The sequence below is a fragment of the Fodinicola feengrottensis genome, from assembly GCF_039530045.1.
Classification (GTDB): Bacteria; Actinomycetota; Actinomycetes; order Mycobacteriales; family HKI-0501; genus Fodinicola; species Fodinicola feengrottensis.
Genome location: NZ_BAAANY010000008.1, coordinates 529142 through 551256 on the forward strand (window position 1 = coordinate 529142; position 22115 = coordinate 551256).

At 66.9% G+C, this 22115-nt stretch carries 19 protein-coding genes; 8 read left to right on the forward strand and 11 right to left on the reverse strand.

What is annotated here, in order from left to right:
• Positions 1–18: 18 nt before the first annotated feature.
• The 3 genes from ABD301_RS12150 to ABD301_RS12160 all read right to left on the reverse strand — a co-directional run bounded on the left by ABD301_RS12150 (position 19) and on the right by ABD301_RS12160 (position 4147).
• Positions 19–1476, reverse strand: coding sequence for a carboxylesterase/lipase family protein (locus ABD301_RS12150; RefSeq protein WP_344309882.1), 1458 nt, complete (start codon positions 1474–1476; stop codon positions 19–21).
• A 152-nt stretch (positions 1477–1628) separates the two neighbouring features.
• Positions 1629–3047, reverse strand: a complete 1419-nt coding sequence (locus ABD301_RS12155; RefSeq protein WP_344309884.1) for a DHA2 family efflux MFS transporter permease subunit — start codon at positions 3045–3047, stop codon at positions 1629–1631.
• Complete coding sequence (locus ABD301_RS12160) at positions 3044–4147, reverse strand: serine hydrolase domain-containing protein (protein WP_344309885.1); 1104 nt, start codon at positions 4145–4147, stop codon at positions 3044–3046. Before ABD301_RS12160 ends, ABD301_RS12155 begins: the two co-directional genes overlap by 4 nt.
• Before the next feature lie 292 nt (positions 4148–4439).
• Here ABD301_RS12160 and ABD301_RS12165 point away from each other — a divergent pair, with 292 nt between their 5' ends.
• A complete protein-coding gene (locus tag ABD301_RS12165; RefSeq protein ID WP_344309886.1) occupies positions 4440–6035 on the forward strand; it encodes an ABC-F family ATP-binding cassette domain-containing protein in 1596 nt (531 codons plus the stop codon).
• A gap of 118 nt (positions 6036–6153) precedes the next feature.
• Here ABD301_RS12165 and ABD301_RS12170 read toward each other — a convergent pair whose 3' ends face one another.
• The gene (locus tag ABD301_RS12170) at positions 6154–6834 is read right to left on the reverse strand and encodes a hypothetical protein (RefSeq protein WP_344309887.1); all 681 of its coding nucleotides are present in this window, start codon (positions 6832–6834) and stop codon (positions 6154–6156) included.
• 246 nt (positions 6835–7080) lie between these two features.
• Between ABD301_RS12170 and ABD301_RS12175 the strand changes: the two genes are divergently transcribed.
• Together ABD301_RS12175 and ABD301_RS12180 are read left to right on the forward strand one after the other, a co-directional pair.
• Entirely contained in the window at positions 7081–7839 is a 759-nt protein-coding gene (locus tag ABD301_RS12175) for a GntR family transcriptional regulator (protein WP_344309889.1), read from the forward strand.
• Positions 7836–8462: a GNAT family N-acetyltransferase gene (locus ABD301_RS12180; protein ID WP_344309891.1), complete on the forward strand. Its 627-nt coding sequence runs from the start codon at positions 7836–7838 to the stop codon at positions 8460–8462. The genes ABD301_RS12175 and ABD301_RS12180 overlap by 4 nt, the downstream gene beginning before the upstream one ends.
• Here ABD301_RS12180 and ABD301_RS12185 read toward each other — a convergent pair.
• The 5 genes from ABD301_RS12185 to ABD301_RS12205 all read right to left on the reverse strand — a co-directional run bounded on the left by ABD301_RS12185 (position 8360) and on the right by ABD301_RS12205 (position 13923).
• Entirely contained in the window at positions 8360–8848 is a 489-nt protein-coding gene (locus ABD301_RS12185; RefSeq protein WP_344309893.1) for a hypothetical protein, read from the reverse strand. The genes ABD301_RS12180 and ABD301_RS12185 overlap by 103 nt on opposite strands.
• A gap of 56 nt (positions 8849–8904) precedes the next feature.
• Positions 8905–9375 carry a redox-sensitive transcriptional activator SoxR gene (gene soxR / locus ABD301_RS12190; RefSeq protein ID WP_344309895.1) on the reverse strand — a complete coding sequence of 157 codons (471 nt, stop codon included), beginning with the start codon at positions 9373–9375 and terminating at the stop codon, positions 8905–8907.
• Between the two features lie 31 nt (positions 9376–9406).
• Positions 9407–10033 carry an LPXTG cell wall anchor domain-containing protein gene (locus ABD301_RS12195; protein ID WP_163571353.1) on the reverse strand — a complete coding sequence of 209 codons (627 nt, stop codon included), beginning with the start codon at positions 10031–10033 and terminating at the stop codon, positions 9407–9409.
• A gap of 104 nt (positions 10034–10137) precedes the next feature.
• On the reverse strand, positions 10138–10905 hold the full coding sequence (locus tag ABD301_RS12200) for an SDR family NAD(P)-dependent oxidoreductase (protein WP_163571355.1): 768 nt from the start codon (positions 10903–10905) through the stop codon (positions 10138–10140).
• Positions 10906–11106: 201 nt separating this feature from the next.
• Positions 11107–13923, reverse strand: coding sequence for an ATP-binding protein (locus tag ABD301_RS12205; protein WP_344309899.1), 2817 nt, complete (start codon positions 13921–13923; stop codon positions 11107–11109).
• A 352-nt stretch (positions 13924–14275) separates the two neighbouring features.
• Here ABD301_RS12205 and ABD301_RS12210 point away from each other — a divergent pair, with 352 nt between their 5' ends.
• Complete coding sequence (locus ABD301_RS12210; protein WP_163571363.1) at positions 14276–14728, forward strand: DUF3574 domain-containing protein; 453 nt, start codon at positions 14276–14278, stop codon at positions 14726–14728.
• On the opposite strand, the gene ABD301_RS12215 is transcribed toward ABD301_RS12210, so the two are convergent.
• Positions 14725–15333: a TetR/AcrR family transcriptional regulator gene (locus ABD301_RS12215; protein WP_163571365.1), complete on the reverse strand. Its 609-nt coding sequence runs from the start codon at positions 15331–15333 to the stop codon at positions 14725–14727. The genes ABD301_RS12210 and ABD301_RS12215 overlap by 4 nt on opposite strands.
• 88 nt (positions 15334–15421) lie before the next feature.
• Between ABD301_RS12215 and ABD301_RS12220 the strand changes: the two genes are divergently transcribed.
• Both ABD301_RS12220 and ABD301_RS12225 read left to right on the forward strand, forming a co-directional pair.
• Positions 15422–15709: a hypothetical protein gene (locus tag ABD301_RS12220; RefSeq protein WP_344309902.1), complete on the forward strand. Its 288-nt coding sequence runs from the start codon at positions 15422–15424 to the stop codon at positions 15707–15709.
• Positions 15706–16626 carry a TIGR03620 family F420-dependent LLM class oxidoreductase gene (locus ABD301_RS12225; RefSeq protein ID WP_344309904.1) on the forward strand — a complete coding sequence of 307 codons (921 nt, stop codon included), beginning with the start codon at positions 15706–15708 and terminating at the stop codon, positions 16624–16626. Before ABD301_RS12220 ends, ABD301_RS12225 begins: the two co-directional genes overlap by 4 nt.
• Here ABD301_RS12225 and ABD301_RS12230 read toward each other — a convergent pair.
• On the reverse strand, positions 16613–17257 hold the full coding sequence (locus ABD301_RS12230) for a TetR/AcrR family transcriptional regulator (protein WP_344309906.1): 645 nt from the start codon (positions 17255–17257) through the stop codon (positions 16613–16615). The two genes, ABD301_RS12225 and ABD301_RS12230, sit on opposite strands and share 14 nt — an antisense overlap.
• 96 nt (positions 17258–17353) lie before the next feature.
• Between ABD301_RS12230 and ABD301_RS12235 the strand changes: the two genes are divergently transcribed.
• Both ABD301_RS12235 and ABD301_RS12240 read left to right on the forward strand, forming a co-directional pair.
• On the forward strand, positions 17354–20050 hold the full coding sequence (locus tag ABD301_RS12235; protein WP_344309908.1) for an MMPL family transporter: 2697 nt from the start codon (positions 17354–17356) through the stop codon (positions 20048–20050).
• Entirely contained in the window at positions 20050–22044 is a 1995-nt protein-coding gene (locus ABD301_RS12240; protein ID WP_344309910.1) for a YhgE/Pip domain-containing protein, read from the forward strand. The genes ABD301_RS12235 and ABD301_RS12240 overlap by 1 nt, the downstream gene beginning before the upstream one ends.
• The last annotated feature ends 71 nt before the right edge of the window (positions 22045–22115 follow it).

Here is a 22115-nt window from a genome sequence, read left to right on the forward strand (position 1 = left end):
GATACGCGAGGAGTCCGGCTAGAGGGCGCTGTTCCAGAGGGCGAGCTCGTCGGCGCGCGGGTTGTGGATGAGAGTGGAGTCGGGGGCGTCGAAGAGCATGATCGGGCGACTGGTTGACTCGTACGGCTGCCAGCCCGGATTTCCGTTGGTGGCGAAGGAAATCCACGCCTTGTGCATGGCATCGGCCACCGGCCGAGCCTGTTCTGGCGCGGTCGGCGGGAGATTGTCAAAGACGTAGCCGATCTCACGGCCGTGGGCGGCGCCCACGGTGTCCGGGCCGAAGCCGAATTCGTAGACGTACGTGGGAAGACCGGTGGCGCTGTGGACGTCGGCGAGCCGGACGGCGGGCGCGCGGAAGTACGAGTCGGTCAGGATCGCCGCCAGCAAGTCGCCGGGGCGGGCCTCCGGCCGGTTCGTCGCGTAATGGTCGACGATCGCCGGGTCCCAGCCGTTCTGGGCCGCGGTCGCGTCCAGGGTCTCGCGGGTGAGTGACGCGGCGATCCCGCTGGGGACCACGAAAAGCCGCCATTCGTCGGTGTTCGTACCGATCATCAGCGGCACCCGCTGTCCGCCGCCGGCGGCGACCGTGTCGACTGGGCGGTCGGTGATCAGGTCGTCGACGACCGGCGGGAAGGGGAGTGTCCAGGTGGTGATTGACCGGCCCCAGCGAGCCGGGTCCGGATCCGCGGCGAGATCCTGCAGGATGGCATCCAGTGCCGCGGTGATCTCCGTGTCGTCGACCTTGGCGAGCGATGCGGCGGTGGCCGGGGAACCGAGTCTGCCGCTCAACTCGGCAAGCATGCGATGGGTGTCTTCGTACGTGCCCACCAAATGGCCGTGGCCGCTTTGCGCGATGACGCGATGGAAAAGGCCGTCGCTGGCCTTCAGCGAAAGCAGGGTGGAGGTGGCCATCGCGCCGGCCGACTCACCGAAAACCGTTACATTTGCAGGGTCTCCGCCGAAGGCGGCGATGTTTTCCTGCACCCACCGCAAAGCGGCCAGCTGGTCCCTGATGCCACGGTTGGCCGGTACGTCCGGCAGCACGGCGAAACCATGCACCCCCAGTCGGTAGTTGATGCTGACCAGGACGATCCCGTCACGTGCGAACGCGGTTCCGTTGGCCCCCGGCATCGCATTCGAGCCGAGGTGATATCCGCCGCCGTGGATCCACACCATGACCGGCAGTCCGGCGGCGCCGGTGTCGGGTGTCCAAACGCAGAGATTCAGATAGTCGTCGCCGTCGATGTGCGGGTTGCCGATGATCACGTCCATCGGCGGCGGCAGTGGCGCCTGTGGCGCGGTCGGACCGAAAGAGGTCGCATCGCGTACGCCATCCCATTTCGCCGCCGGCGCCGGCAACGCGAACCGGGCCGGTCCGACCGGTGCCGCCGCGTACGGGATCCCCAGGAATGCCGTGACATTCCCGTCGGTGCGTCCCCGCAGTCGGCCCTGCGCGATCGTTACTTCTGGCTCCACCAATTCCTCCTGACATGTATTCGCAGGAAGAACTTACCGACCGCTGTGCTGGCTCGCCCGTTTCATTGCCCGCGGGTGCAGGGCAGGCACCTCATCGACCAAATAATGAAGAAAAGGCTGAACAAATCGCTACTCAGCCGGATATGCTAGTGTTACAACTTGGTCCTTTCGGGGGCTTCTTTGTGTTGCAATGATATTCCGGGGCGCAGCATCAGCAACGCGGGGATGAGAACGACAGCGGTCGCCGCGACAACCCAGCCGTGCACGTATCCGATCGCACCAGTGGCCGCGGCGGCGGTGTGCGGGCCGTCAGCGAGGCGAGAGCTCAGCAACGCGGTCAGGATCGCGATGCCGAAAGAACTGCCGATCCGCTGGATCATGTTGAAGACCGGAGTGGCGTCCGGCACTTGATCGGCCGGCAGCCGGGCCAGCCCGGTCGCGATGGCTGGAATGGTGGTCATCCCGATGCCGAGCCCGCGGACCAACTGGACAGCGGCCAGCCAGAGATAACTGTCGGTGGTGCCGATGAACGCGAGTGGCAGTGTTCCCGCGATCGTCACCACAATGCCCGCCACGACGATCCGGGCGCCGCCGATCCGGTCGGTCAACCGGCCGACCAACGGCAGTGCGAGCACGGTCCCGACCGCGGTGGGTGCGGTCAGCAGACCGGTGGTGACCAGATCCTCGTGTCGGACTTGGAGAAAATACACCGGCAGCACGATCATGCCGCCGAACAACGCCATCCCCATGCCGAACATCACCACGACTGTCGAGGAAAACGCTCGGTCGAGAAAAAGGCGCAGATTCAGCAGCGGATGGCGCGTACGCACCTCGTGTACGGCGAAAGTGATCAGCAGCACCACTCCGACCACTGTGGACTCCAGACCACCGGTGCCACCGGCCGCCCACTGTTCGACGCCGTAGACAATCGCTGGCAGGCCAACCAGAACGAGCGCCAAACCGAGCACGTCCAAAGGTCCGGTGGACGTTTTCATCGCGGGCTTCAGCCAACGCAGGCCGGCGACCAGGCCGACAGCTGCGAACGGCACATTGATCCAGAACAGCCAGGGCCAGCCGTACGCGCGAGTGAGAAGACTGCCGGCTGTGCTGCCGAGCACCGGCGCGAGCACCAGCGGGATGCTGGCGATCGACATCAGCCGACCCATCCGGTGCGGGCCGGCGGCGACCGCGATCATCATCTGGCCGACGGGCACCAGCAGGCCGGCCGTCAGTCCCAGCAATACGCGACTGAAGATGAGCATTTCAACGCTGGTGGAAACCGCGCAGAAGGCCGAAAAAATGCCGAAGAGTGTGATCGCCACCAGCCAAATCGGCTTCCCGCCGCATCTTTTCGCCGCCCAACCGCTGGCCGGTACGATCGTGGCCATCGCTATCAAGTAGCCGCTGACCGTCCACTGCGCGGTGGCCAGCGGGGCGCCCAGCTGGTGCGCGACCGTGTCCAGCGTGACCGTGCCGACGGTCGACGTGAACATCGACGCGAAGCCGCCGAGCAGCAGAATCGCCGCCTGTCCCCAGAGTGTCAAGGGCACTTTGCTGGCCGGCGCGGTCATCGGAAATCCGGTACGCCGAGGGCGGCCCGGACCAGCTCGACGAGCTGGCCGGCGTGGTCGTCCGATCCGGCAGTCAGCCGATTGTGCGTGAAAGCGAAGGAAAATCGCAGGTCCGGATCGGCGAAGGCGAGGCTGCCGCCGGATCCGTTCATGCCGAAGCACGTGTTTCGGCTGCCCACCTCGTATCCGCCCGGCTGCCCGAGGAAGAAACCGTACGACTTGGCGATTGGGCTCAGCAACACCCGGTCGAGGTCGGTGGTGCGTACGGCCGTCGCCGCCGCGACGGTCCGCGCGGACATCAGCCGGACGCCGTTGAGCTCGCCGCCGTTCCCCAGTGCAGCGTACAAAAGAGCCCCGCCACGGGCCGTCATCGAGCCGATGGAAGCGATGCTGGCCTGCGCTGAATCCATGCTCCGCTCGGCCATTTCGGCCAGCAGGTCCACTGGTACGGCCCGAAGGAGCGGGAACTCGGCTGGCAGCGACCGGATCCACGCTGCCCAGCCGCCGTCATAAATGACCGCGTCGCGCTCGGTTCTGGCTGTGCCAAAGGACAGTGCGACTCCGAGTGGAGCGCAAACCTCATCGCGCAGGACCTCGTCGATGGTCCGCCCGCTGGCCCGCCGGACGATCTCGCCGACCAGGAATCCGTACGTCCAGCCGTGATAGCCGCTGGCGGTGCCCGGTTCCCAGGCCGGAGGCTGTTCGGCTAGCCACCTGGTCAGTGCTGGTACGTCGAAAAGGTCATCGACGCCGATGCCGTCCGGCACCCACGGTAACCCGGCCGAATGCGACATCACCTGCCCGACCGTGGTGTTTTCCTTGCCGTTGCGTGCGAATTCCGGCCAGTATTTCCCGACCGGCGCGTCGTAGTCGAGTACGCCGCGGTCGACCAGCACCGCGACGACCGCGGCGGCGACGCCTTTGAGCGCGGACGCGGAGGCGAAGACCGTGTCGCCGTCGACTGGGCGGCTGGTGCGTACGTCCGCGACCCCGGACCATAGGTCGACCACCAGTTCGCCGTCGATACAGGCGGCGACCTGGACGCCGATCTCGTCGCCAGCACTGGTCAGCTCGTCCAACAAGTTCTGAATCTCTCGCATGATTCCTCCTCAGGGCAGGCCTACGCGGCCATGAAGTGCATGGTACGCATGAAATGCAGAGACTGCAAAGAGCGCACACTCTGCAGTACTGCCTCGCTGATCGAATGGACCGCCGAGAGCCGAACCCGGCATTGGCGAACACGTGACGGGCGCAATAGTTGGCTTGACGAAGCCTGTAAGTGCGTGGTTAAACTCGTGGCATCATGCTGAGCTGACATCGAGACCCAGTCCGCGCCCGAGGCGTCTGTTGCCCGGTGGACTATCCAAACCGACTTTCCTCGGTGGTGTCCCGATGTTCCATAGTTCCCTTATTGCCACAGATCTCGTCAAGGGGTACGGCGACCGCCGCATCCTCAACGGTATCTCCGTCACCGCCTCCCCAGGTCATCGCCTTGGCCTGGTGGGCGAGAACGGCATCGGCAAATCCACTCTGCTCCGGCTACTGGCCGGGGCCGAAACGCCGGACTCCGGCACGGTCGTGCGACCGCCGGATCACGGCTTCCTGGCCCAGGAGCTGCCGTACGATCCGAGGTCCACAGTCGCCTCGGTCATCGATGACGCGCTGTCGGAAATCCGTACGGCGCAAGCGAAACTCGATGAGCTGACGGCCGCGCTACCGGACCGTCCTGACCTGCTGGACGAGTATGGTGACGTGCTGGAATGGGCGCAGGCACACGACCTGTGGGACGCCGACCGGCGTGCCGAGCTGGTCCGGGCCGGTCTCGGCGTGGACGACCTCAGCCATCACCGCCGGCTCGACGAGATGTCCGGTGGCCAGCGCGCGCGGCTCGGCATGGCGGCTTTGCTGATCCGGCAGCCGAGCGCGTTGATCCTGGACGAGCCGACCAACCATCTCGACGATGATGCGTTGGAGTTCCTGCAAAAACAGCTCAGCCAGGTGCCGGGTGTGGTGGTGGTCGCGTCGCATGACCGGGTTTTTCTCGACGCCGTCTGTACGGACATCGTCGACTTGGACCCGGCCCGTGGTGGGCCGCAGCGCTACGGCGGCACGTACACCGACTACCTGGCCGAAAAACGGGCCGAGCGGGCTCGTTGGCAGGAGCAGTTCGAGGCCGAGCAGGAGGAGCTGAAAGAACTTCGCCGTTCGGTCGCGGTGACGGCCCGGGAAGGCGTCAGTCACCACAAACCCCGCGGAAACACCAGCAAGTTGGAATACGACTTCCACGGCGGCCGGGTCCAGAAGCAGATTTCCCGGCGCGTACGCAACGCCCAGCAGCGACTGGACGACCTGACTCGTGACCAAATCAGGAAACCGCCGGCGCCACTGCAGTTTTCCGGCACCCTGACCGGAAAGGTGCGCCGGGAGTTGCTGGGGATCGCGGCCCGGGACGTACGGGTGGACGGCCGCTTGGAAATCGACCGGCTCGATGTCTTCAACACCACCAGGCTGCTGGTGACCGGGCCGAACGGGTCCGGGAAGTCCACCTTGTTGGCGGTGCTGGCCGGTCGGCTGCCGGTCGACGCCGGCATTGTCCAGCTGGCACCGGGTATGCGGATTGGCCTGTTGGAACAAGATGTGGTGTTCGCCGAGCCGGATCGTACGCCTCGGGAGCTTTACGACAAGAACAGTGACGAGCAAAGCGCTCGACTGGTTGGACTCGGCCTGGTCGCACCCCGCGACCTGGATCGTCCGGTCGGCGCACTGTCGGTCGGACAACGGCGCCGGTTGGCGTTGGCCTTGCTGATCGCGCGGCCGCCGCACGTCCTTCTGTTGGACGAGCCGACCAACCACTTGTCCCTGAAATTGGCTGAGGAGCTGGAAGAAGCGCTCCGGTCGGCACCCGGCGCCATTGTGGTGGCGACCCACGACCGGTGGTTCCGGCGCCGCTGGGAAGGCCCGGAAATCGGCCTTTGTGCAGTCTCTTAACGAAATGGCCTCGTAACAAAAGAACCAGGTCCTGTCTCCTTGATCCCCCGATAGAAACTGACCAAGGAGACAGGGCCTGGTCGCGTCTGGTTATTCCGACGGAATAGCCAGACGCTAGTTACGCCACAGAGCTTTTGGATCGCCTCGGGCGGTGGTCCAGCGGGGGCAGGGCCGCGAGTTCGGCCGTTTTGTGGAAGTCCAGCCAGACGCGGGACGGGTCCGAGTCGCGTCGTACGGTCATCCGCACCGCGCCGAAGGTGGCGGCGAGTTGGTCGGCGACTGCCAGGTAGTCCGCGGGAAGTTGGCCGGCCAGCATGGAAATCTGCACCAGATCACGACGGTTGGAGCTGTGCACCCGGCGTACGTACGGCGCGTACTCGATGTCGTTGACGGTCCGGGCGAGACCGGTGAGCACCATCGCCGGCTGCCAGTTCCGGCCGTACACCCAGCGACGGCGCCAGCGCGATCGCACTGGTGCCCGGAACCACTTGCCATAGCTGACCGGGTCGGCATAACGCCAGGTCATGACCACGGCGACGGTGGTGAGGGCGGTGATGCCCAGGACGGTCAGCAGGGTCACCGGACCCCAGGCGATCCAGCCGGCCACCAGAACGGCGACGATCATCGTCGCGATCGGGCGGCGGGCCATCGCGGCCAGCAGCTTCAGAAAGCCACGGCCGATGAACAGCAGCACCACGGTGCTGATGCTCAGTTGCACGGTGGGGACCAGAAAAATTCCCCGTTGGCCGCGTACTGGACGCTTGCGGCCGATGAACGCTGAGCCTTTGTCGGTCTTCATGATCTGCCTCCCCGACTTTCTCCTCGACTCCACGCCGAGCGCCGCGCCACGCCGCGATGCCCTCGGGCTCCCCCCAAACAACTGATGAACGATGTGCTAAGTGGCTTGTCAGTACTCTATGTACCAACAAGGCAGACAGTACAGTACGACGGCACGCCGCGCACTACCCTTTAGGCACTGAGGGTATTGTTGGTACAATTCTTAGATGGTGTTCATCCAGGAGGGCACCGTGGCTGGGAGTGGGACGTGACAATCGAGCCGGAAACCGGCCCCAAATACCGCCAAATCGCCTCTCGCCTGCGGGCTCGCATCACCCGCGGCGACCTCTCGCCGGGCCAGACCGTGCCGACCGAGAAGGAGCTGTCGGAGAACTACAAGGTCTCCCGCAACACCGTCCGGCTGGCGCTCAGCGCGCTCACCAACGAAGGCCTGATCACCGGCGGTCGGGGCCGTGGCCGGGTGGTACGCCGGGTGGAACCGCTGATCTACCACGCGTCCCGATCCGAGTCCGCACGTAGCCGCGAGGTCAGCGACACCGACGCGTTCCTGCAGCATGTCGCCGAGCAGAACCGGCGGGCGTCGCAGCAGATCGAGGTGCAGATCGTGATCGCCAACGAGGACATCGTGTCGGCGTTGAAGATCTCCAAGGGGGACAACGTCGTCGTCCGCAGGCGCCTGCAGTACGTTGACGGCCAGCCGTGGTCGACGACCGACTCGTACTATCCGCTGGCGTTGGTGGAGGGCAGTCAGATCCTGAGCCCGAGCGACATCCCGCAGGGGGTCATCAAGCTGATGGCTGAGATGGGGCATGTCCAGACGCATTACGTGGACGAGCTGACCGTACGGATGCCGCGCCCACCGGAGGTTCAGCGGCTGGAGATCGGCCAGGGCATCCCGGTGCTGGCGCACAACCGTACCGGCTTCACCGACCATGGTCCGGTCCGCTGGACCCGCTCGATCTTTCCCGGCGACCGGCACCGCATCGTGTACGAAGTCCCCGCGTGAGATGGGTGATCCCGGCCGGGCCGGCCGAGGTGACCGCGGTCTCTGACCTGCTCGCGGGCGCTGCCGCCTGGCTGCACCGGGACAAGCACCTGGACCAGTGGCCGGACCGGTTCCCGGCGGAGCGGCTGATGGAGGCGATCGACCAGCAGTCGACCTATCTGGTGGTCGACCACGGCACGCCGGTCGCGACCGTGACGCTTGACGAGAGCCCTGACAAGGAGTTCTGGTCTCGGGACGAGTGCTTGGAGCCGGCGCTCTATGTGAGCAAGTTGGCCATCGACCGGCGCTGTCGCGGGCTCGGCGCGCAGGTCCTGGATTGGGCGCAGGAGCAGGCGTACAAGCGCGACGCCCAGTGGCTGCGGCTGGATGCCTGGAAGACCAACGACGGGCTCCGGCGGTATTACGTCGGTCAGGAGTTCACCCACGTACGCACGATGGACCTGGCCCATCGGCGGTCGGGAGCGTTGTTCCAACGGGAGGCGGCGCCCAAGCCGACGCCGTTGTGGCTGGTGGGGGCCGATCAGCCGCGACCGGAGCTGGCCACCGCGACCTCCGCGCTGCTGGCGTCCGCGACGCCGAGGCCACTGGTGGTGGACTCGTCGAAGGTGTTCGACGACCGATAGCGGCGGGTGTAGGCCCAGGCCGCGACGGCCGCGCTGACCAGCACGAACGGCATTTCGACGGTGGCCGCGAGCAGGATCGAGTCGGACAGCCAGCTCGGGCCGGCGGTGGTCACGTCGAACCACGCGTCCAACAGAACCGCGGTGCCGGAGGCGGCGGCCACCAGCCCCAGCCGCGGGTCGCGCCGAAGAGCGAGCCAACCGGCGACCACGAAGGCGAAGATCAGGCCAATGTCCAGGCCCACCCAGGTGACCACGTGCCGGGCCGGCGGCGACTGGCTCAGCATGTCGATCGCGAGACCGGTGGTCCACACGATCAACACCACCACGGCCAGCCCGTACCCAGCGGCGATCCACCGGTACGGACCAAGGCTCCGAATAACTGCCATAAGGACAGTGTCGGCGGCCTTGCTGTGACCCGACTGTGAACGGCCTCTTGACTACCTTAAGAGCGGGCTTTGCCGGTTCCGAGAAGGCGGCGAGGGCCGGGGCCCTGCTCGGCGTAGACGTCGTACGGGTTGCGGAGCATGCACGAACTCAGGGACAGGCAGCCGCAGCCGATGCAGTCGCTGAGGTCGTCCCGCAGCTTGGTGAGCTGGTCGATGCGGGTGTCCAGCTCCTCCCGCCAGCCGGCGGACAGCCGGGCCCAGTCGGCGCGGGTCGGGGTGCGCTCCTCCGGCAGCCGCCCGAGCGCCTCCCGGATGGTCTTCAACGGGATCCCCACCCGCTGCGAGACCTTGATGAAGGCCACCCGGCGCAGCGTGTCACGCGGGTAGCGGCGCTGGTTCCCGCTGGTCCGGCGGCTGCTGATCAGCCCTTTGGACTCGTAGAAGTGCAGCGCCGACACGGCCACACCGCTGCGCTCGGCCAGTTGACCAACGCTCAGCTCGCGCGCGATCTGCGGATGTTCGGTCACACCGTCCAGCGTACGTCAGCCAAGGTTGAGGTCACTGGGACTGGCCGGTCCGGCGGCGCCTTACCAGCAACAACGCCAGTACGCCGGCGGCCAGCATCACGATGCCGGTGCTCGCCACCGCGAGGCTCTGCGAGCCGGTGACCGGGAGGCTGCCATTCGCGGTCGGGCTGGCGGTGGGCGAGTCGGACGCGGACGGGGTGCCGGTGGGACTCGCGGTGGTCGTGGTTGTCGTCGAAGGAGTGGGACTGGCGGTGGTCGGGTCGGCCGCGGCGGCCGGCGGCTGCTGCACGGTGGCGCCCGGCCCGTCGCCGGTGGGGGCGGCCTTGGGCAGTCCGGCCGGTGGCGCGCCGCCCTGCTGCAGCTGCGCAGACGTACAAGCCGTCGGGGTGGCGGTGGGCGTCGCGTTTGGGGAGATGGAGGTGGATGGCGACACCGTCGGGGTTGCCGGGGTGCTGGGTGGGCTGGGAGAGACGGACGCGGACGGCGATGGGCTCAGCGCGGTCAGCGAACCGCAGTCGGGCGGCGGGGAGCCGAGCGACTGTTGGGCCGGGTCGTTCGGGCCACTGGCTGGGGCGGCGTAAGCGGCGAGGGAAAATCCGGACATAGCCACGAAAAGCCCAGCAATCGCCAGGACCAGCGCGGTGCTTGCGGGTTTCATTCAGGTCTCCCCGTCGATCGTCGGCGGCTGCCACCGGAAAGCCGTACGAAGGCAACCTTTTCCGACGGTACGTCGAGACAGGCCCGCCGTTGATAAGACTGAGCTTAGAAAATTGTGTAGCCACCATCGACAACGAGGACGGATCCGGTCATGAATGCCGATGCGTCACTGGCCAGATACACCACGCTGGGCGCGATTTCGGCTGGTGTGGCATAGCGTTGCTGGGCCGAGTCCTCGATCCACATCCGGCGGAACTCCGGCCGGTCGACCGGCGCCATCTCGGTTTTCACATAGCCTGGAGCCAAAGCGTTCACCCTGATGTGGTGCGGCGCCCACTCGGCCGCAAGCGACTTGGTCAGCTGGTGAACGGCGGCTTTCGAGGCGTTGTAGGACGCCTGAAACTGCGGCCGGTTCACGATGAGCCCGGAGATGGAACCGACGTTGACGATGACACCGCCGTCGCGATCGGCCATGTGCCGACCGAAAACCGTGCTGCAGAGCCAGAGTCCGCGCACGTTCAGGTCGAAAATCTGGTCGAACTCGTCGTCCGGCACGTCGAATGCCGCCTGGTGAAAACACAGGCCGGCGTTGTTGACCAGGATGTCCACCGCACCGAGGCCGTCGATGGCTTCGGCGAGCGTACGCTCCACATCCGCGCGTTGGGTGACGTCCGCGGTGATCGCCACCGCCTGGTGGCCGGCGTCGGTCATTTCCTTGAGTACGGCCGCATTTCGTGCGCTGTCCCGGCCGGTGATGGCCACGCTGGCGCCGGCCTCGGCCAGTGCCAGCGCGAAGGCCTTGCCGAGGCCGCGGTTCGCGCCGGTGACCAACGCGCGCTTTCCGGTCAGGTCGAAGCTCTGCAGAACAGTCATACCTGTCATCTCACGGCACTAGGCGAGCCGCCGCAAGCGGCTCCGGCGGCGTCCCGTTTGTCCGGTTTGGGTGGCCGGGTCTTCGCGGGTGGGGCGGGCGAGATTTTCGTCGAGTGCGGGACTTTGTTCCGCCCTGGGCGTCGAGTGTGGGTTAAAGTCCCGCACTCGACGCTGGGTGCGGGGTGAGCGTCGGGAAAGGAGTCACAAATTCTCGGCGGCCCAGCGGGCGAGAGCTACCCGGGAATTGATCCCGAGCCGCAGATAGACATTGCGCAGGTGGGTTTCCACCGTACGCTCGCTCAAAAACAGGCGGCCGGCTATTTGGCCGTTACTGAGGCCGTCGGCGACGAGGTGGACGACCTGGGTTTCGCGGTTGCTGAGGTCGCCGGCGCGGCGGGTGGTGGCGACCCGCAGGCCCAGGGTGCGGCCGATGCGGCGGCAGCGGTCGACCCAGGGGACGGCGCCGGCGCGCTGGAAAACTTCCAGGGAGCTGGTGACGGCGTCGGCGGATGCTGGGTCGTCGGGGGTGAGTTCGGCCCATTCCAGCCGGGCCTGGCTGGCGAACAGGGGCATGCCCATCGCGGCGAATTCCTTGGCGGCGCGGGCGAGCAGGTCGCGGGCGCGGTCTGGGGAGTGGGTGGCGCCGGCGAGCAGGCCGTCGAGGCGGTCGGCGAGGGTGTCGATATAGCGGCCGACCGGGCCGTGTTCGCGGAGTTTCGCGACCATCGCGGCGGCCGCGTCGAAGTCACCGGTGGCAAGGTGAGCGTACGTGGCGAAAACCGGGCGCTGCCACATGACGATCGCGTCTTCGTCCAGTGGTACAACGGTGAAAATGGCCTGCGGGCGGCCAACCAGCAGGGCGACGGCCATCCGGCTGAGCTCCCAGATCGAGGTCATCGGAACATCGCCGGCGGTGCCGATCGGGTGGGTCTGCTCGGCGTCCGCGATGCAGTCGGCGGCCTCGCCGCCGCGACCCTGCTCGGCCAGTAAAAAGGCGCGGCACAACAACAATCGGGCGATCGCGCGGGCCCCAGAGGACCGCCGAGCCACCTCCAGGCCGGTGTCGACGGCGGCGAGTGCGGCAGTCAGGTCGCCGGCAAGGTGGTGAACCATCGCGACGCTGTAGTACGCGGACGCCATCGCCGCCGGCAAATGGTATTCGGTGAGCGTGTCCAGCCCACTCTGGGCGTGCCGGCTGGCGGCTGGGAGGTCGCCGGCCGCGGTGGACATGGTGATCAGCATCCGGTTCGCGGTGGCGCCGACCATCGGCGACTGGCTGGCGGCCCGGTCCGCGTACGCCAGCGCCTCCTCGCTTTCGGCGCGGGCCAACCGAAAATCGCCGCTCACCCAGGCCTGCACGCTGCGGCCGATGTGTGCCGCGGCTTGTACGGTCGGCGACGGATCGAGGGCGGCCAGCGCGGCGGTGTGATCGGCGGCCGCGCGCATCCGTGACTCGTCGCCCGAACGCATCGAATAAACCAGCCGTAGAGCCAAAGCCTGCGCGTCTCCGGCGTCTGGCCGGGCCACTTCGGCACCGGCCCGGGAATGTTGCTCAGCCAACGACAAATTGCCTCGCTCGGTTTCCAGCAGCGCGAGCCGATAACGCAGCGAGGCGTGCTGTGCGGCCAGCCCGGCCCGCTGCGCCAGCGCGAGCGCCTCACTCCACACCGAGGCCGCGTCCGTCAGCTTCCCGTTCTCCTGCAGCGCGCGGCCCAGGCCGGTGAGCAACTCCATCCGCCGGTTGATGTCAGTGGACGGCTCGGCGCCAGCGAGCGCGGCACGGAAATATCGTACAGCCTCCTCGATCGCATGGATGCTGAGCGCACGCTCGCCCGCGGTGCCGAGCACGTCGGGCGCGCGGTTGGAGTCGATCGCGTCGCCGGCCTCCAGGTAGTGCGGCGCCAGCGCGAGCGTGTCGGCGGGCGTCAGCTTCTCGATCGCGTCGGCCAGTCGGGCATGCAGCCGGCGCCGGTCGGCGGCGGTGAGCTCGGCGTACGCGACCTCGGCGTAGAGCGGATGGGCGACCCGTACGCGTACCGACCGGCCGGTGACCTGCTCAGTCAGCAACCCGTGCCCGACCAGGTCCCGAAGAGGTCCCTCCAGCTCACCCGGCCAGACCGCGGCAAGCACTTCCGGGCTGGTTTCGGACGCGACCGCGACGACGTTCAGCAGGCCACGCGCGGGTGGATCCAGCCGGTCCAGCTGGCCGAGCACCACGTCCCGTACCACCGCCGGCGGGCCCTGCAGCCGAGTGGTGCTCTGCATGAGGGCTCGTACGAACAGCGGGATGCCTCGGGCGCGACGCGTCACACCGGCCAGCAAGTCTGCCCGTACCGGCTCGTTGACCAGCTGTTTCACCAGCTCAGCGACAGCGCTGTCGGCGAGCGGACGGAGCGCGATCTCGGTGTCCACGTCGTGCCGGCGGACGGCGGCGGCGAAGGCGCGCAGCGCTGGCGACTTCTGCTCGCCGCTGCGATAGCTGCCGAGCACCAGGATCCGGCGGTCCTGCGCGCCACGGCCGAGGTAGTGCACCAGCTCGATGGTGCCGCGATCGGCCCAGTGCAGGTCGTCCACGAACAGCACCACTGGCCGCCGGTCGGCGATCCGCTCGATCAACTGCGCGACCGCCTCGAACATCCGGGTACGTTCCAGCTCCGGGTCGCCCAGCGGCGGCGCCGGCGGCAGCCGCGGATCGTCCAGCAGCCGGCCGAGGTCAGCCAGCCCGGACAGCAGCGGCACCGAGTCGTTCGCCGGCAAATCGCTGAGATAGCGCCGAATCGCCTGCACGACCGGTGCGTACGCGAGGCCGGCGTGCAGCGGATGCGCGGTGCCTTCCAGAGTGGCGAAGCCCTGATCGGCCGCGGACCGCAGCGTATGCGCGGCGAGCCGGGACTTCCCGATGCCCGGGTCGCCGGTCAGCAGCACCACCCGGCCGACCCGTTCGGCGCTGGCCCGTACGGCGGTCGCGAGCAGCGCGATCTCGGCGTCGCGTCCGACTAGTACTGCAGGGCTACTCATGGGGATGAGAGTCGAGATCCAAGTGTCGTCTGGCGGTGCGGCGGGGCCGCCCTGCGTGGCAGCGCCACGTGGGCGGTTTCGCCGTGCCGCTAGACGACACTTGGGCTCGGCTATCGCCGCTTGAGTAGCCCTGCAGTACTAGTCGGACCTGCATCGGCGCCTCCCCGCGCGGTCGGTGTGGGCCGCGCACTGGGCGGCCTGTCCAACATAGCCGGCGGTGGCGGGGTATTTCCCTTTCGGGTAACCGATCGTTCCAGATGGCTAGCCTCACCAGTTTTATGGCTATTTGCGGTATTTTCTGCAACGTACGCTTCAGCTGTTTGATGTTTGTTCATCGAGAGGAAATCCGGTCATGAAGTCGAGAAATGTCCTGCTGGGAGTCGGCGCGGCGGCCGTGCTGCTCGGAGTCGGCGGGGCGGCTCCCGCGGTCGCGTCGAGTGCTTTGGACGCCGTACCGGCCGCGAACGCCCAGACCGCGACCAATTTGTATGACAGGACCGAGCTCTATTTTGGCTCCAGCAAGCCAAACGGCGGATCGGTCACGCCGGCCCAGTTCGACGGCTTCGTCGACAAGGACATCACCCCGGCATTTCCGGACGGGCTCACCCTGCTGACCGGCCGAGGGCAGTGGAAGGACGACTCCGGCAAGATCGAGAAGGAGACGTCGTACGTGATCATCATTCTCTACCCGGTGACGGACCGGGCTGCCAACGGCAAGATCGAGCACATCCGTACGGACTACAAGAAGGCATTCCAGCAGGAGTCGGTGTTGCGTACGGACAGCCTGCAGCGGGTGTCCTTCTAGGAGACAATATGTGCCCTTTCCGGCAGGCCCGGCCCGGCGTAGGGCCTCGATAGTCCGTCGATCAGGAGGCTGAGCAGCCGCTCGATCCGCTCCGGGTCGTCCGGCACCTGCGAGTTGGCCCAGCCGATCGCCGCCGCCATCAGGAAAACGTCCCGCGCCGACACGTCCGGCCGGACCGCGCCGGCCTGCTGCGCGCGAGCCAGCAGCCGCCCGCCGGCGTCCTGCATTGCGTGGCAGGTCGCATAAAGACTGGAGTCGGGGTTGGTCAGCACCGAGGTGACCGACTCCGGCAGCCCGCGGTAGGTGGCCGAGTTGGCGATGAACCTCCGCAGCCAGCTGGTCAATGCCGCCACTGGGTCGGCCGCGTCCAGCAAGGCCTCGGCGCTGGCCCGGGACCGGTCGAAACGCTCTTCGGTGAGGGCCAGCAACAGGGCGTCGCGGTTCGGAAAGTGCCGATAGAGCGTGCCGATGCCGACACCGGCCGCCCGCGCGATGTCCTCCAGGGACGCGTCCACGCCATGCGCCTGGAACGCCTCCCCGGCCTGGACCAGCAGGTGGTCGTAATTGCGGCGCGCGTCCGCACGCATCGGCCGCCTGGTGTCCATGAGTGCACTCCTGGCCAATCGGAGGTAGCCTCCGTATATTAATCGGAGGCAGCCTCATGTTAACCCTAGCGCTTTGGAAAGGCACTCTATGACTGCATCTGCGCTGGTCGAGCAGACCCGGCGCCGGTTGGGTCCGGTCGGCGTGTTCGGTGCCGGCGCTGGGGCACTGGGCGGGATCCCGGTGGCCGAGGAACGCCACTTCGTCGCGGGGGTGGAGCGGCTCGGGTACGGCTCGCTGGGGGTCGGCGAGGGAGTCGGCGGGAAGGACGTGTTCGCCCGGCTCGGCGTCGCACTGGCCGAGACCGAGCGACTGGTGCTCGCGGCCGAAACCCTTGCCGAGCTGGAAAAACTGGCGCCGGCGGTGATGGGAGAATGAGCCTGGACCTCGGACGTGTCGGACTGTGGACCTTTGCCTTTGATGGACAGCCGGCCGGTCTCGTACGAGAATCGGCCGCGGAGATCGAAAAACTCGGTTTTGGTGCGTTGTGGTTTGGTGAGGCGGCTGGCCGGGAGGCATTCACTCAGGCCGCTCTGCTGCTGGGCGCGACCCAGCGGATGGTCGTCGCGACCGGGATCGCGCGGGTTTTCTGGCGTGAGCCGGCCGCGGCCGTACATGCACAGCTGACGCTGGCCGAGGCGTACCCAGACCGGTTTTTGCTGGGGCTGGGCGGCAAAATCGCCAGCGACCAGCAAGTGATCCCGCGGCTGATCGACCGGTCTGGTACGCCCAAGCCGGTGTCGGCGATGGCCGGCTACCTCGACGCGATGGATGAGGCCGCATCCGCTGCCGAGAGACTTTTTTCGCTGCCGGCACGGCCTCCGAGGGTGTTGGCCGCCCTCGGACCGGACATGCTGCGGCTCGCCGCCGAGCGTGGCTGGGGCGCGCACCCGTATTTGGTGCCGGTGGAACACACCGCCGCCGCAAGAGAAATCGTCGGCCCGGACGCCTTTCTCGGGGTCGAGCTGGGTGTTGTGGTGGAGCCGGACCGAGCGAAGGCGCGGGACATCGCCCGTACGAACGTCGGCCCGTACTTCGCCATCGCCCGGCACCACCAGAACAACATGCGCCGGTTCGGCTTCGCCGAGGCTGATTTCGCCAACGGCGCCAGCGATCGGTTGATCGACGCTCTGGTCGCCGGTCACACCGGCCGGGATCCGTTGGAGGCGATCGAAAAACGGGTAGCAGAGCATCTGGAGGCCGGTGCTGACCACGTCTGCCTGCAGGTGTTGACCGCCGGCTCCGGCCGGATTCCGCTGCCGGAATGGCGGCAACTCGCGGCTATAGCGGGGTAATCAGGCCCATCATTTGGATGGGCAGCACCTCGGTGACGAACCGGTTGTCCAAAGGAGAGTCCATTTCCTCGAAAATGGCTCTTTCGAGCGCGGTTTCGTAGGTGGCGGTCATGACCAGCACCGCGTCCCGGGCGCTCACCGTCAACGTCATGCCGAGTCGCCGCAACGACTCGGTCAACACCTCGGCGGTGGCCTGCCGGAACTTTTCCTGCGCGGCCTCGGTTTGGGCCCGCAACGGCGGCTGGCGCAGCGCCTGTACGCGGAACTCCGCGCACACCAGATACCAGGTTTTGTCGGACATCAGCGGCGCCATGAAACGCTCGCCGATCCGGCCGAGCGTCTCGCGGAGTGACTCCGGGTGGCGGCTGGCCGGATCGGCGATGACCTCGTCGACGGCGGCCCGCAGCCGGTCCAGCCGTACTTGCATCTGTTCCTCGTACACCGCCAGGAAAAGCGCTTCCTTGCTGGTGAAGTTGGAGTAGAAGGCGCCGCGGGTGAAGCCGGCGCGCTCGCAGATCAGCTCGACCGGCGCGTCCCCGATGCCGTGTTCGGCGAAGACTTCGTACGCGACCGAGACCAGCCGTCGTCTGGTCTCGGCTCGTCGCTTGGTCGTACGGTTCGGCTCTGGCATGCCGTCGGTCACTCCCTGTGGCGCGATGCGCGGTGTATTCGATACCCTCTGCATCAGCATACACAATGTATCGATGCAGCGTGTGGAGTGTGGACAATGTCGTCGTTCCTCTACCGGCTGGGCCGGGCCGCGGCACGGGCCCGTGGCCTGGTGCTGGTGGTGTGGGTAGTCGCGCTGGTCGCCGTCGGCGGGACGGCACTGCTGGCCAACCGCGGCACCGACGACGCTTTCGCCATCCCCGGTTCGGAGTCCCAGGACGCCCTCGACTATCTCGGGCACGTTTTTCCCGAGGTGAGCGGCACTTCCGCGCAGTTGGTGGTGCTCGTACCAGCCGGCCAGCGGGTGGACACCCCGGCGGCAGAGGCCGCGGTCGCCGATGCGGTGGCCCGCTTGAAAAAGGTCGACCAGGTCGCGACCGTCGTCGATCCTTTCGCGAAAAACGTGAAGAACGCGGTCTCTCGCGACCACCAGGCGGCCCTGGTCGCGGTGCTGCTCAAGGTCAATCTCGCGCACGTGTCCGCGACCACCAAGGCGACCGTGTCCGGGATCGCCGCCGACTTACAGAAAAGGCTTGGTCCAGGCGCCGGTGTCTATCCCGGCGGTGACGCTTTCTCCAATCATATACCGAAAGTGAGCGCCACCGAGGCGGTCGGCATCCTGGTCGCGCTGCTGGTGTTGTTGGTGGTCTTCAAATCGTTCATCGCCGCTGGCATGCCATTGCTCACCGCGATCCTTGGCGTGGGGATCTCGGTCGGACTCATCTTCGCTGCCACCGTCCTGACTCCGATCTCGTCGACCGCACCGCTTTTGGCGGTGATGCTGGGATTGGCGGTGGGTATTGACTATGCACTGTTCATCCTGTCCCGCCATCGAGATCAGCTCACCGAGGGCCTGGACGTCGAGGAGTCGATCGCGCGAGCCACCGCGACCGCCGGATCCGCGGTCATTTTCGCTGGTCTGACCGTGGTTATCGCGCTGCTGGGACTCGCCGTCGCAGACATTCCCTTCCTGACCACGATGGGGATAGCGGCCGCGGTGGCGGTGTGTTTCGCGGTTCTCATCGCGGTGACGCTGATTCCGGCGCTGTTGGGCTTCGCCGGCGAGCGGTTGCGGCCCAGGGCACCGAAACGTCGCAAGAAGCCACGCCGTACGCGCCCATCTTGGAGCCATCGCTGGGTTTCCCTGGTGACGCGAGCGCCGGCCGTGACGGTTGTCATCGTGGTGGCCTTACTGGCGCTGTGTACGATCCCCGCGCTCGGCCTGCGACTCGCGTTGCCGGACAACGGAACCGAGGAACCGGGCAGTCCCTCCCGTACGACCTATGACCTGGTCGCGAAACATTTCGGCGAGGGCTTCAACGGTCCGCTGCTGGTCACCGTCGATATCATCGCCAGCACCGACCCGATCGGAGTCACCAACAAGATCGCCGACGAGATCCGGCGGGTTCCCGGAGTGGCCGCTGTCCCGCTGGCCACGCCCAACCCGAAGGCCGACACCGCGATTATCCAGGTGGTGCCCACGACGGCCCCGGATTCGCCGCAGACCGAACAACTCGTCACCCGGCTGCGGGCGCTGGAGCCGCATTTCCTTGCCGCGTACGGAACCGCGACCGCCGTCACCGGCCTGACCGCGGTCGGCATCGACGTGTCGGCCAAGTTGGGCGGATCGCTGCTGCCCTTCGGCTTGCTGGTGGTCGGGCTTTCGCTCGTCCTGCTGGCCATGGTGTTCCGATCGATCGCGGTGCCGATCAAGGCAACCTTGGGCTATCTGTTGTCCGTTGGTGCGGCTTTTGGTGCCACCTCGTTCGTTTTCGTGCAGGGTCATCTGGCTGGGATCCTGAATGTGTCGCATGTCGGCAATGTCATCAGTTTTCTGCCCATCATCCTGATGGGCGTGCTTTTTGGCCTGGCGATGGACTATGAGGTCTTCCTGGTTTCCCGGATCCGTGAGGACTACGTCCATCACCGTGATCCACGGCACGCCATCGAGTCCGGTTTCGTTTCCGCGTCCCGGGTGGTGGTCAGCGCGGCGATCATCATGTTCGCGGTTTTCGCGGCGTTCGTACCCGAAGGCAGCGCGACCATCAAGCCGATCGCTTTCAGCCTCGCGGTCGGCGTGTTCGTGGACGCTTTTATCGTACGAATGACTTTGGTGCCGGCCGTGTTGGCGTTGCTGGGGCATCGGGCGTGGTGGCTGCCGACCTGGCTGGATCGCAAACTTCCGATCTTCGACGCGGAAGGCGACGCGATGGTGCACGAGCTGCGGCTGGCCGACTGGCCGTCGCCGCGGTCGGGTGAGGTTATTAGCGCCCGCGAACTGCGGGTTGGCGATGACCGCGACCGTACCGTTTTCGGTGGTGTGGAACTGCACGTGGCACCCGGGCAGCTGCTCGGTCTGCACGGCCCGGGGCCGTCCGGGAAGTCCGCGCTGCTGTTCACCCTGGCCGGTCGGGTGTCGAGAGTGGACGGTGATCTGAAGGTCCTCGGCCACGTCCTTCCGCAGCATGCTCACGCCGTACGCACCAAGGTCGCACTGATTTCCTGCCGGGACACCGACGCGGCCGCCGATCAGGCCCGCGCGGCGGTGGCCGCCGGCATCACTCTGGTACTGCTCGACGATCTCGATACCGTGGTGAACACCGCACAGCGGGAGATTTTCCGCGCACTGTTCGCTCAACCCAGTCAGGTTACTTTCGTCTTCACCTGCCAGAATCCGCTGCTGTTGCAGGACATCCTGCCACCGGACAAACTCACCACCGTCGCGCTCGCGGCGCAGCCAGTCGAGGTCGCCTGATGTACACGCCGTTCGCGTACGCTGTTCGCGCCATCACTCCGGGCCCACTGACCTGGCGGACCTGGGCCGGCCTGATCGCCCTGCCAGTGGTGATCGCGGGGTTGCTGACCTGGGCTTTCTGGAATCCGCTCGGCGACCACAGCGCGGCCAAAGCCGCCGTCGTCAACACCGACGTACCGGTCACCGTGAATGGTCAGATCATCCCCATCGGCCGAGAGCTGGCCGGAAAACTCACCCATAGCAAGGATTCCAGCTACAGCTGGGTGCTCACCGATGCCGCGGACGCCCGGCAGGGCCTCAGCGACGGTACGTATGCGGCGGCGGTCACCATCCCGCCGAACTTCTCCGCCCAAGCCACCTCGACCAGTAAGAAGAACCCGCTGCAGGCGACCCAGGCCACCCTGCGGATCGAAACCTCGCAGCACTCCGGACTGCTGGATCCGCTCGCCAGTCGGCAGGTCGCGCAAGCCACCATGGCGACCCTCAACACCCAGATTGTCCAGACATACCTCGACAACATCTACATAGGCTTCGGGACGATCCACAGCCAGCTGGAAGAAGCCGCCGGCGGCGCCGACCAGTTGGCCGCTGGCACCGCAAAACTGGCCACTGGCGCGCATGCGCTGGCCGGCGGTGCCCAGCAGTTGAGCTCGGCGGCGAACCAGCTGTCTTCCGGCGCATCCCAGCTGGCCGGTGGCACCTCGACACTGGCCACCGGGCTTTCCCAAGCGGAGCAGCAAACCGCGAACCTGCCCGCGCTCACCCAACAGCTCGCGGCCGGCGCCCGGCAGGTCGCGAACGGCAACGAACAACTCGCCGCGGCCATCGTACCGTTGGCTGACAAGGTGATTCACGCGATCGACACGCTGCCGTCCGCGCAGACCGCGGCCGCGCAATTCCAACAGCTTGCGGCCCGGTGCCGTGCCGATGGCGGTGACCCGCAGTTCTGCGGGCAACTTTCCCAGGTGGCGAACCGCTTCTCCAGTGATGCGAAGCTCATCGATGGCAGCCGTACGAGCATCCGCGCCGCCGCGGTGGCGATCAAGAACAACATTCAGGCGCTCGCCGCCGGCGCTGGCAAGGTCGCCGACGGCACGGCCCAGTTGGCCGGCCAGTCCGGGAAACTGGCTGGTGGCATCGCGAGTGCGGCCGGCGGAGCCCGGAAACTGGACATCGGCGCCCACCAGCTCGCCAGTGGTGCTGGACAACTGGCCAAGGGCGGCTCGACTTTGAGCGGTGGAGCCAGTCAGCTGGCCGGCGGGGTGTCGAGTGCCAACGCTGGCGCGCAAAAACTGGCCACCGGCCTGGATGCTGGTCGCGACCAGCTGCCCACCTACACCCCGGAACAGCGGACGCATCTCAAGGCCGTCGCGGCTACCCCGATTTCCGGCCAGGCCACCGACGCACCCGACTTTGGTCGTACGGCCGCGGCCCTTTTCATCACGCTCGCGCTGTGGTGCTGCGCGCTCGCCACGTACCTCGTCACCCGCGCGGTGCCCACCAGCGTACTGATGTCTCGAGAACCCACCTGGCGGACGATTCTGCACGCCGCGGAGCCCGGCGTGGCGGTGGCCGTCATCGCGGCCGCGGTGTTGAGCGTGGTGTTCATTCCGGTCCTGGGCCTGGGGTTAGCCAGCGGAGGGTCGTTCTTTCTGGTCACTTTGCTGTCAGCGCTGACTTTCACCGCAATCAATCAAGCGATCGTGGCGATCTTCCAGCGCCCAGGCCGATTCGCCGCGATCGCCGTGCTGGTACTGACTCTGGCCACTGGCATCGTCTCCACCGTGCCCGAGGTCTTCTCGGCGGTGGAGGCGATCCTGCCCACCCACGGGGCCAACGAGGCATTGCGGGCCATCGCCACCGGCACCGGCGGCACCGCGGCCGGCATCACCGAGTTGCTCGGGTGGCTGTTCCTCGGCGTGGTCGCCACGGTCGTCGTCACCGATCGTCGGCGTACGCTCCCGGCCGCCCACCTGCGGCTGAGCGCGTCCTAGGACGCGCTTCTAAAGCCCAGGCGGCGAGGGCCGAGCCCAAACGCCGCCTGCGAGCACCGGACGATCACACC

Excerpts from the sequence above, each read along its gene's own strand:
- ABD301_RS12170 (WP_344309887.1), bottom strand. The coding sequence starts at position 6,834 with ATGAAGACCGACAAAGGCTCAGCGTTCATCGGCCGCAAGCGTCCAGTA.
- ABD301_RS12220 (WP_344309902.1), top strand. The coding sequence starts at position 15,422 with ATGACTGCATCTGCGCTGGTCGAGCAGACCCGGCGCCGGTTGGGTCCG.
- ABD301_RS12205 (WP_344309899.1), bottom strand. The coding sequence starts at position 13,923 with ATGAGTAGCCCTGCAGTACTAGTCGGACGCGACGCCGAGATCGCGCTG.
- ABD301_RS12210 (WP_163571363.1), top strand. The coding sequence starts at position 14,276 with ATGAAGTCGAGAAATGTCCTGCTGGGAGTCGGCGCGGCGGCCGTGCTG.
- ABD301_RS12230 (WP_344309906.1), bottom strand. The coding sequence starts at position 17,257 with ATGCCAGAGCCGAACCGTACGACCAAGCGACGAGCCGAGACCAGACGA.
- ABD301_RS12235 (WP_344309908.1), top strand. The coding sequence starts at position 17,354 with ATGTCGTCGTTCCTCTACCGGCTGGGCCGGGCCGCGGCACGGGCCCGT.
- ABD301_RS12215 (WP_163571365.1), bottom strand. The coding sequence starts at position 15,333 with ATGGACACCAGGCGGCCGATGCGTGCGGACGCGCGCCGCAATTACGAC.
- ABD301_RS12200 (WP_163571355.1), bottom strand. The coding sequence starts at position 10,905 with ATGACTGTTCTGCAGAGCTTCGACCTGACCGGAAAGCGCGCGTTGGTC.
- ABD301_RS12195 (WP_163571353.1), bottom strand. The coding sequence starts at position 10,033 with ATGAAACCCGCAAGCACCGCGCTGGTCCTGGCGATTGCTGGGCTTTTC.
- ABD301_RS12165 (WP_344309886.1), top strand. The coding sequence starts at position 4,440 with ATGTTCCATAGTTCCCTTATTGCCACAGATCTCGTCAAGGGGTACGGC.
- ABD301_RS12185 (WP_344309893.1), bottom strand. The coding sequence starts at position 8,848 with ATGGCAGTTATTCGGAGCCTTGGTCCGTACCGGTGGATCGCCGCTGGG.
- ABD301_RS12160 (WP_344309885.1), bottom strand. The coding sequence starts at position 4,147 with ATGCGAGAGATTCAGAACTTGTTGGACGAGCTGACCAGTGCTGGCGAC.
- ABD301_RS12240 (WP_344309910.1), top strand. The coding sequence starts at position 20,050 with ATGTACACGCCGTTCGCGTACGCTGTTCGCGCCATCACTCCGGGCCCA.
- ABD301_RS12225 (WP_344309904.1), top strand. The coding sequence starts at position 15,706 with ATGAGCCTGGACCTCGGACGTGTCGGACTGTGGACCTTTGCCTTTGAT.
- ABD301_RS12155 (WP_344309884.1), bottom strand. The coding sequence starts at position 3,047 with ATGACCGCGCCGGCCAGCAAAGTGCCCTTGACACTCTGGGGACAGGCG.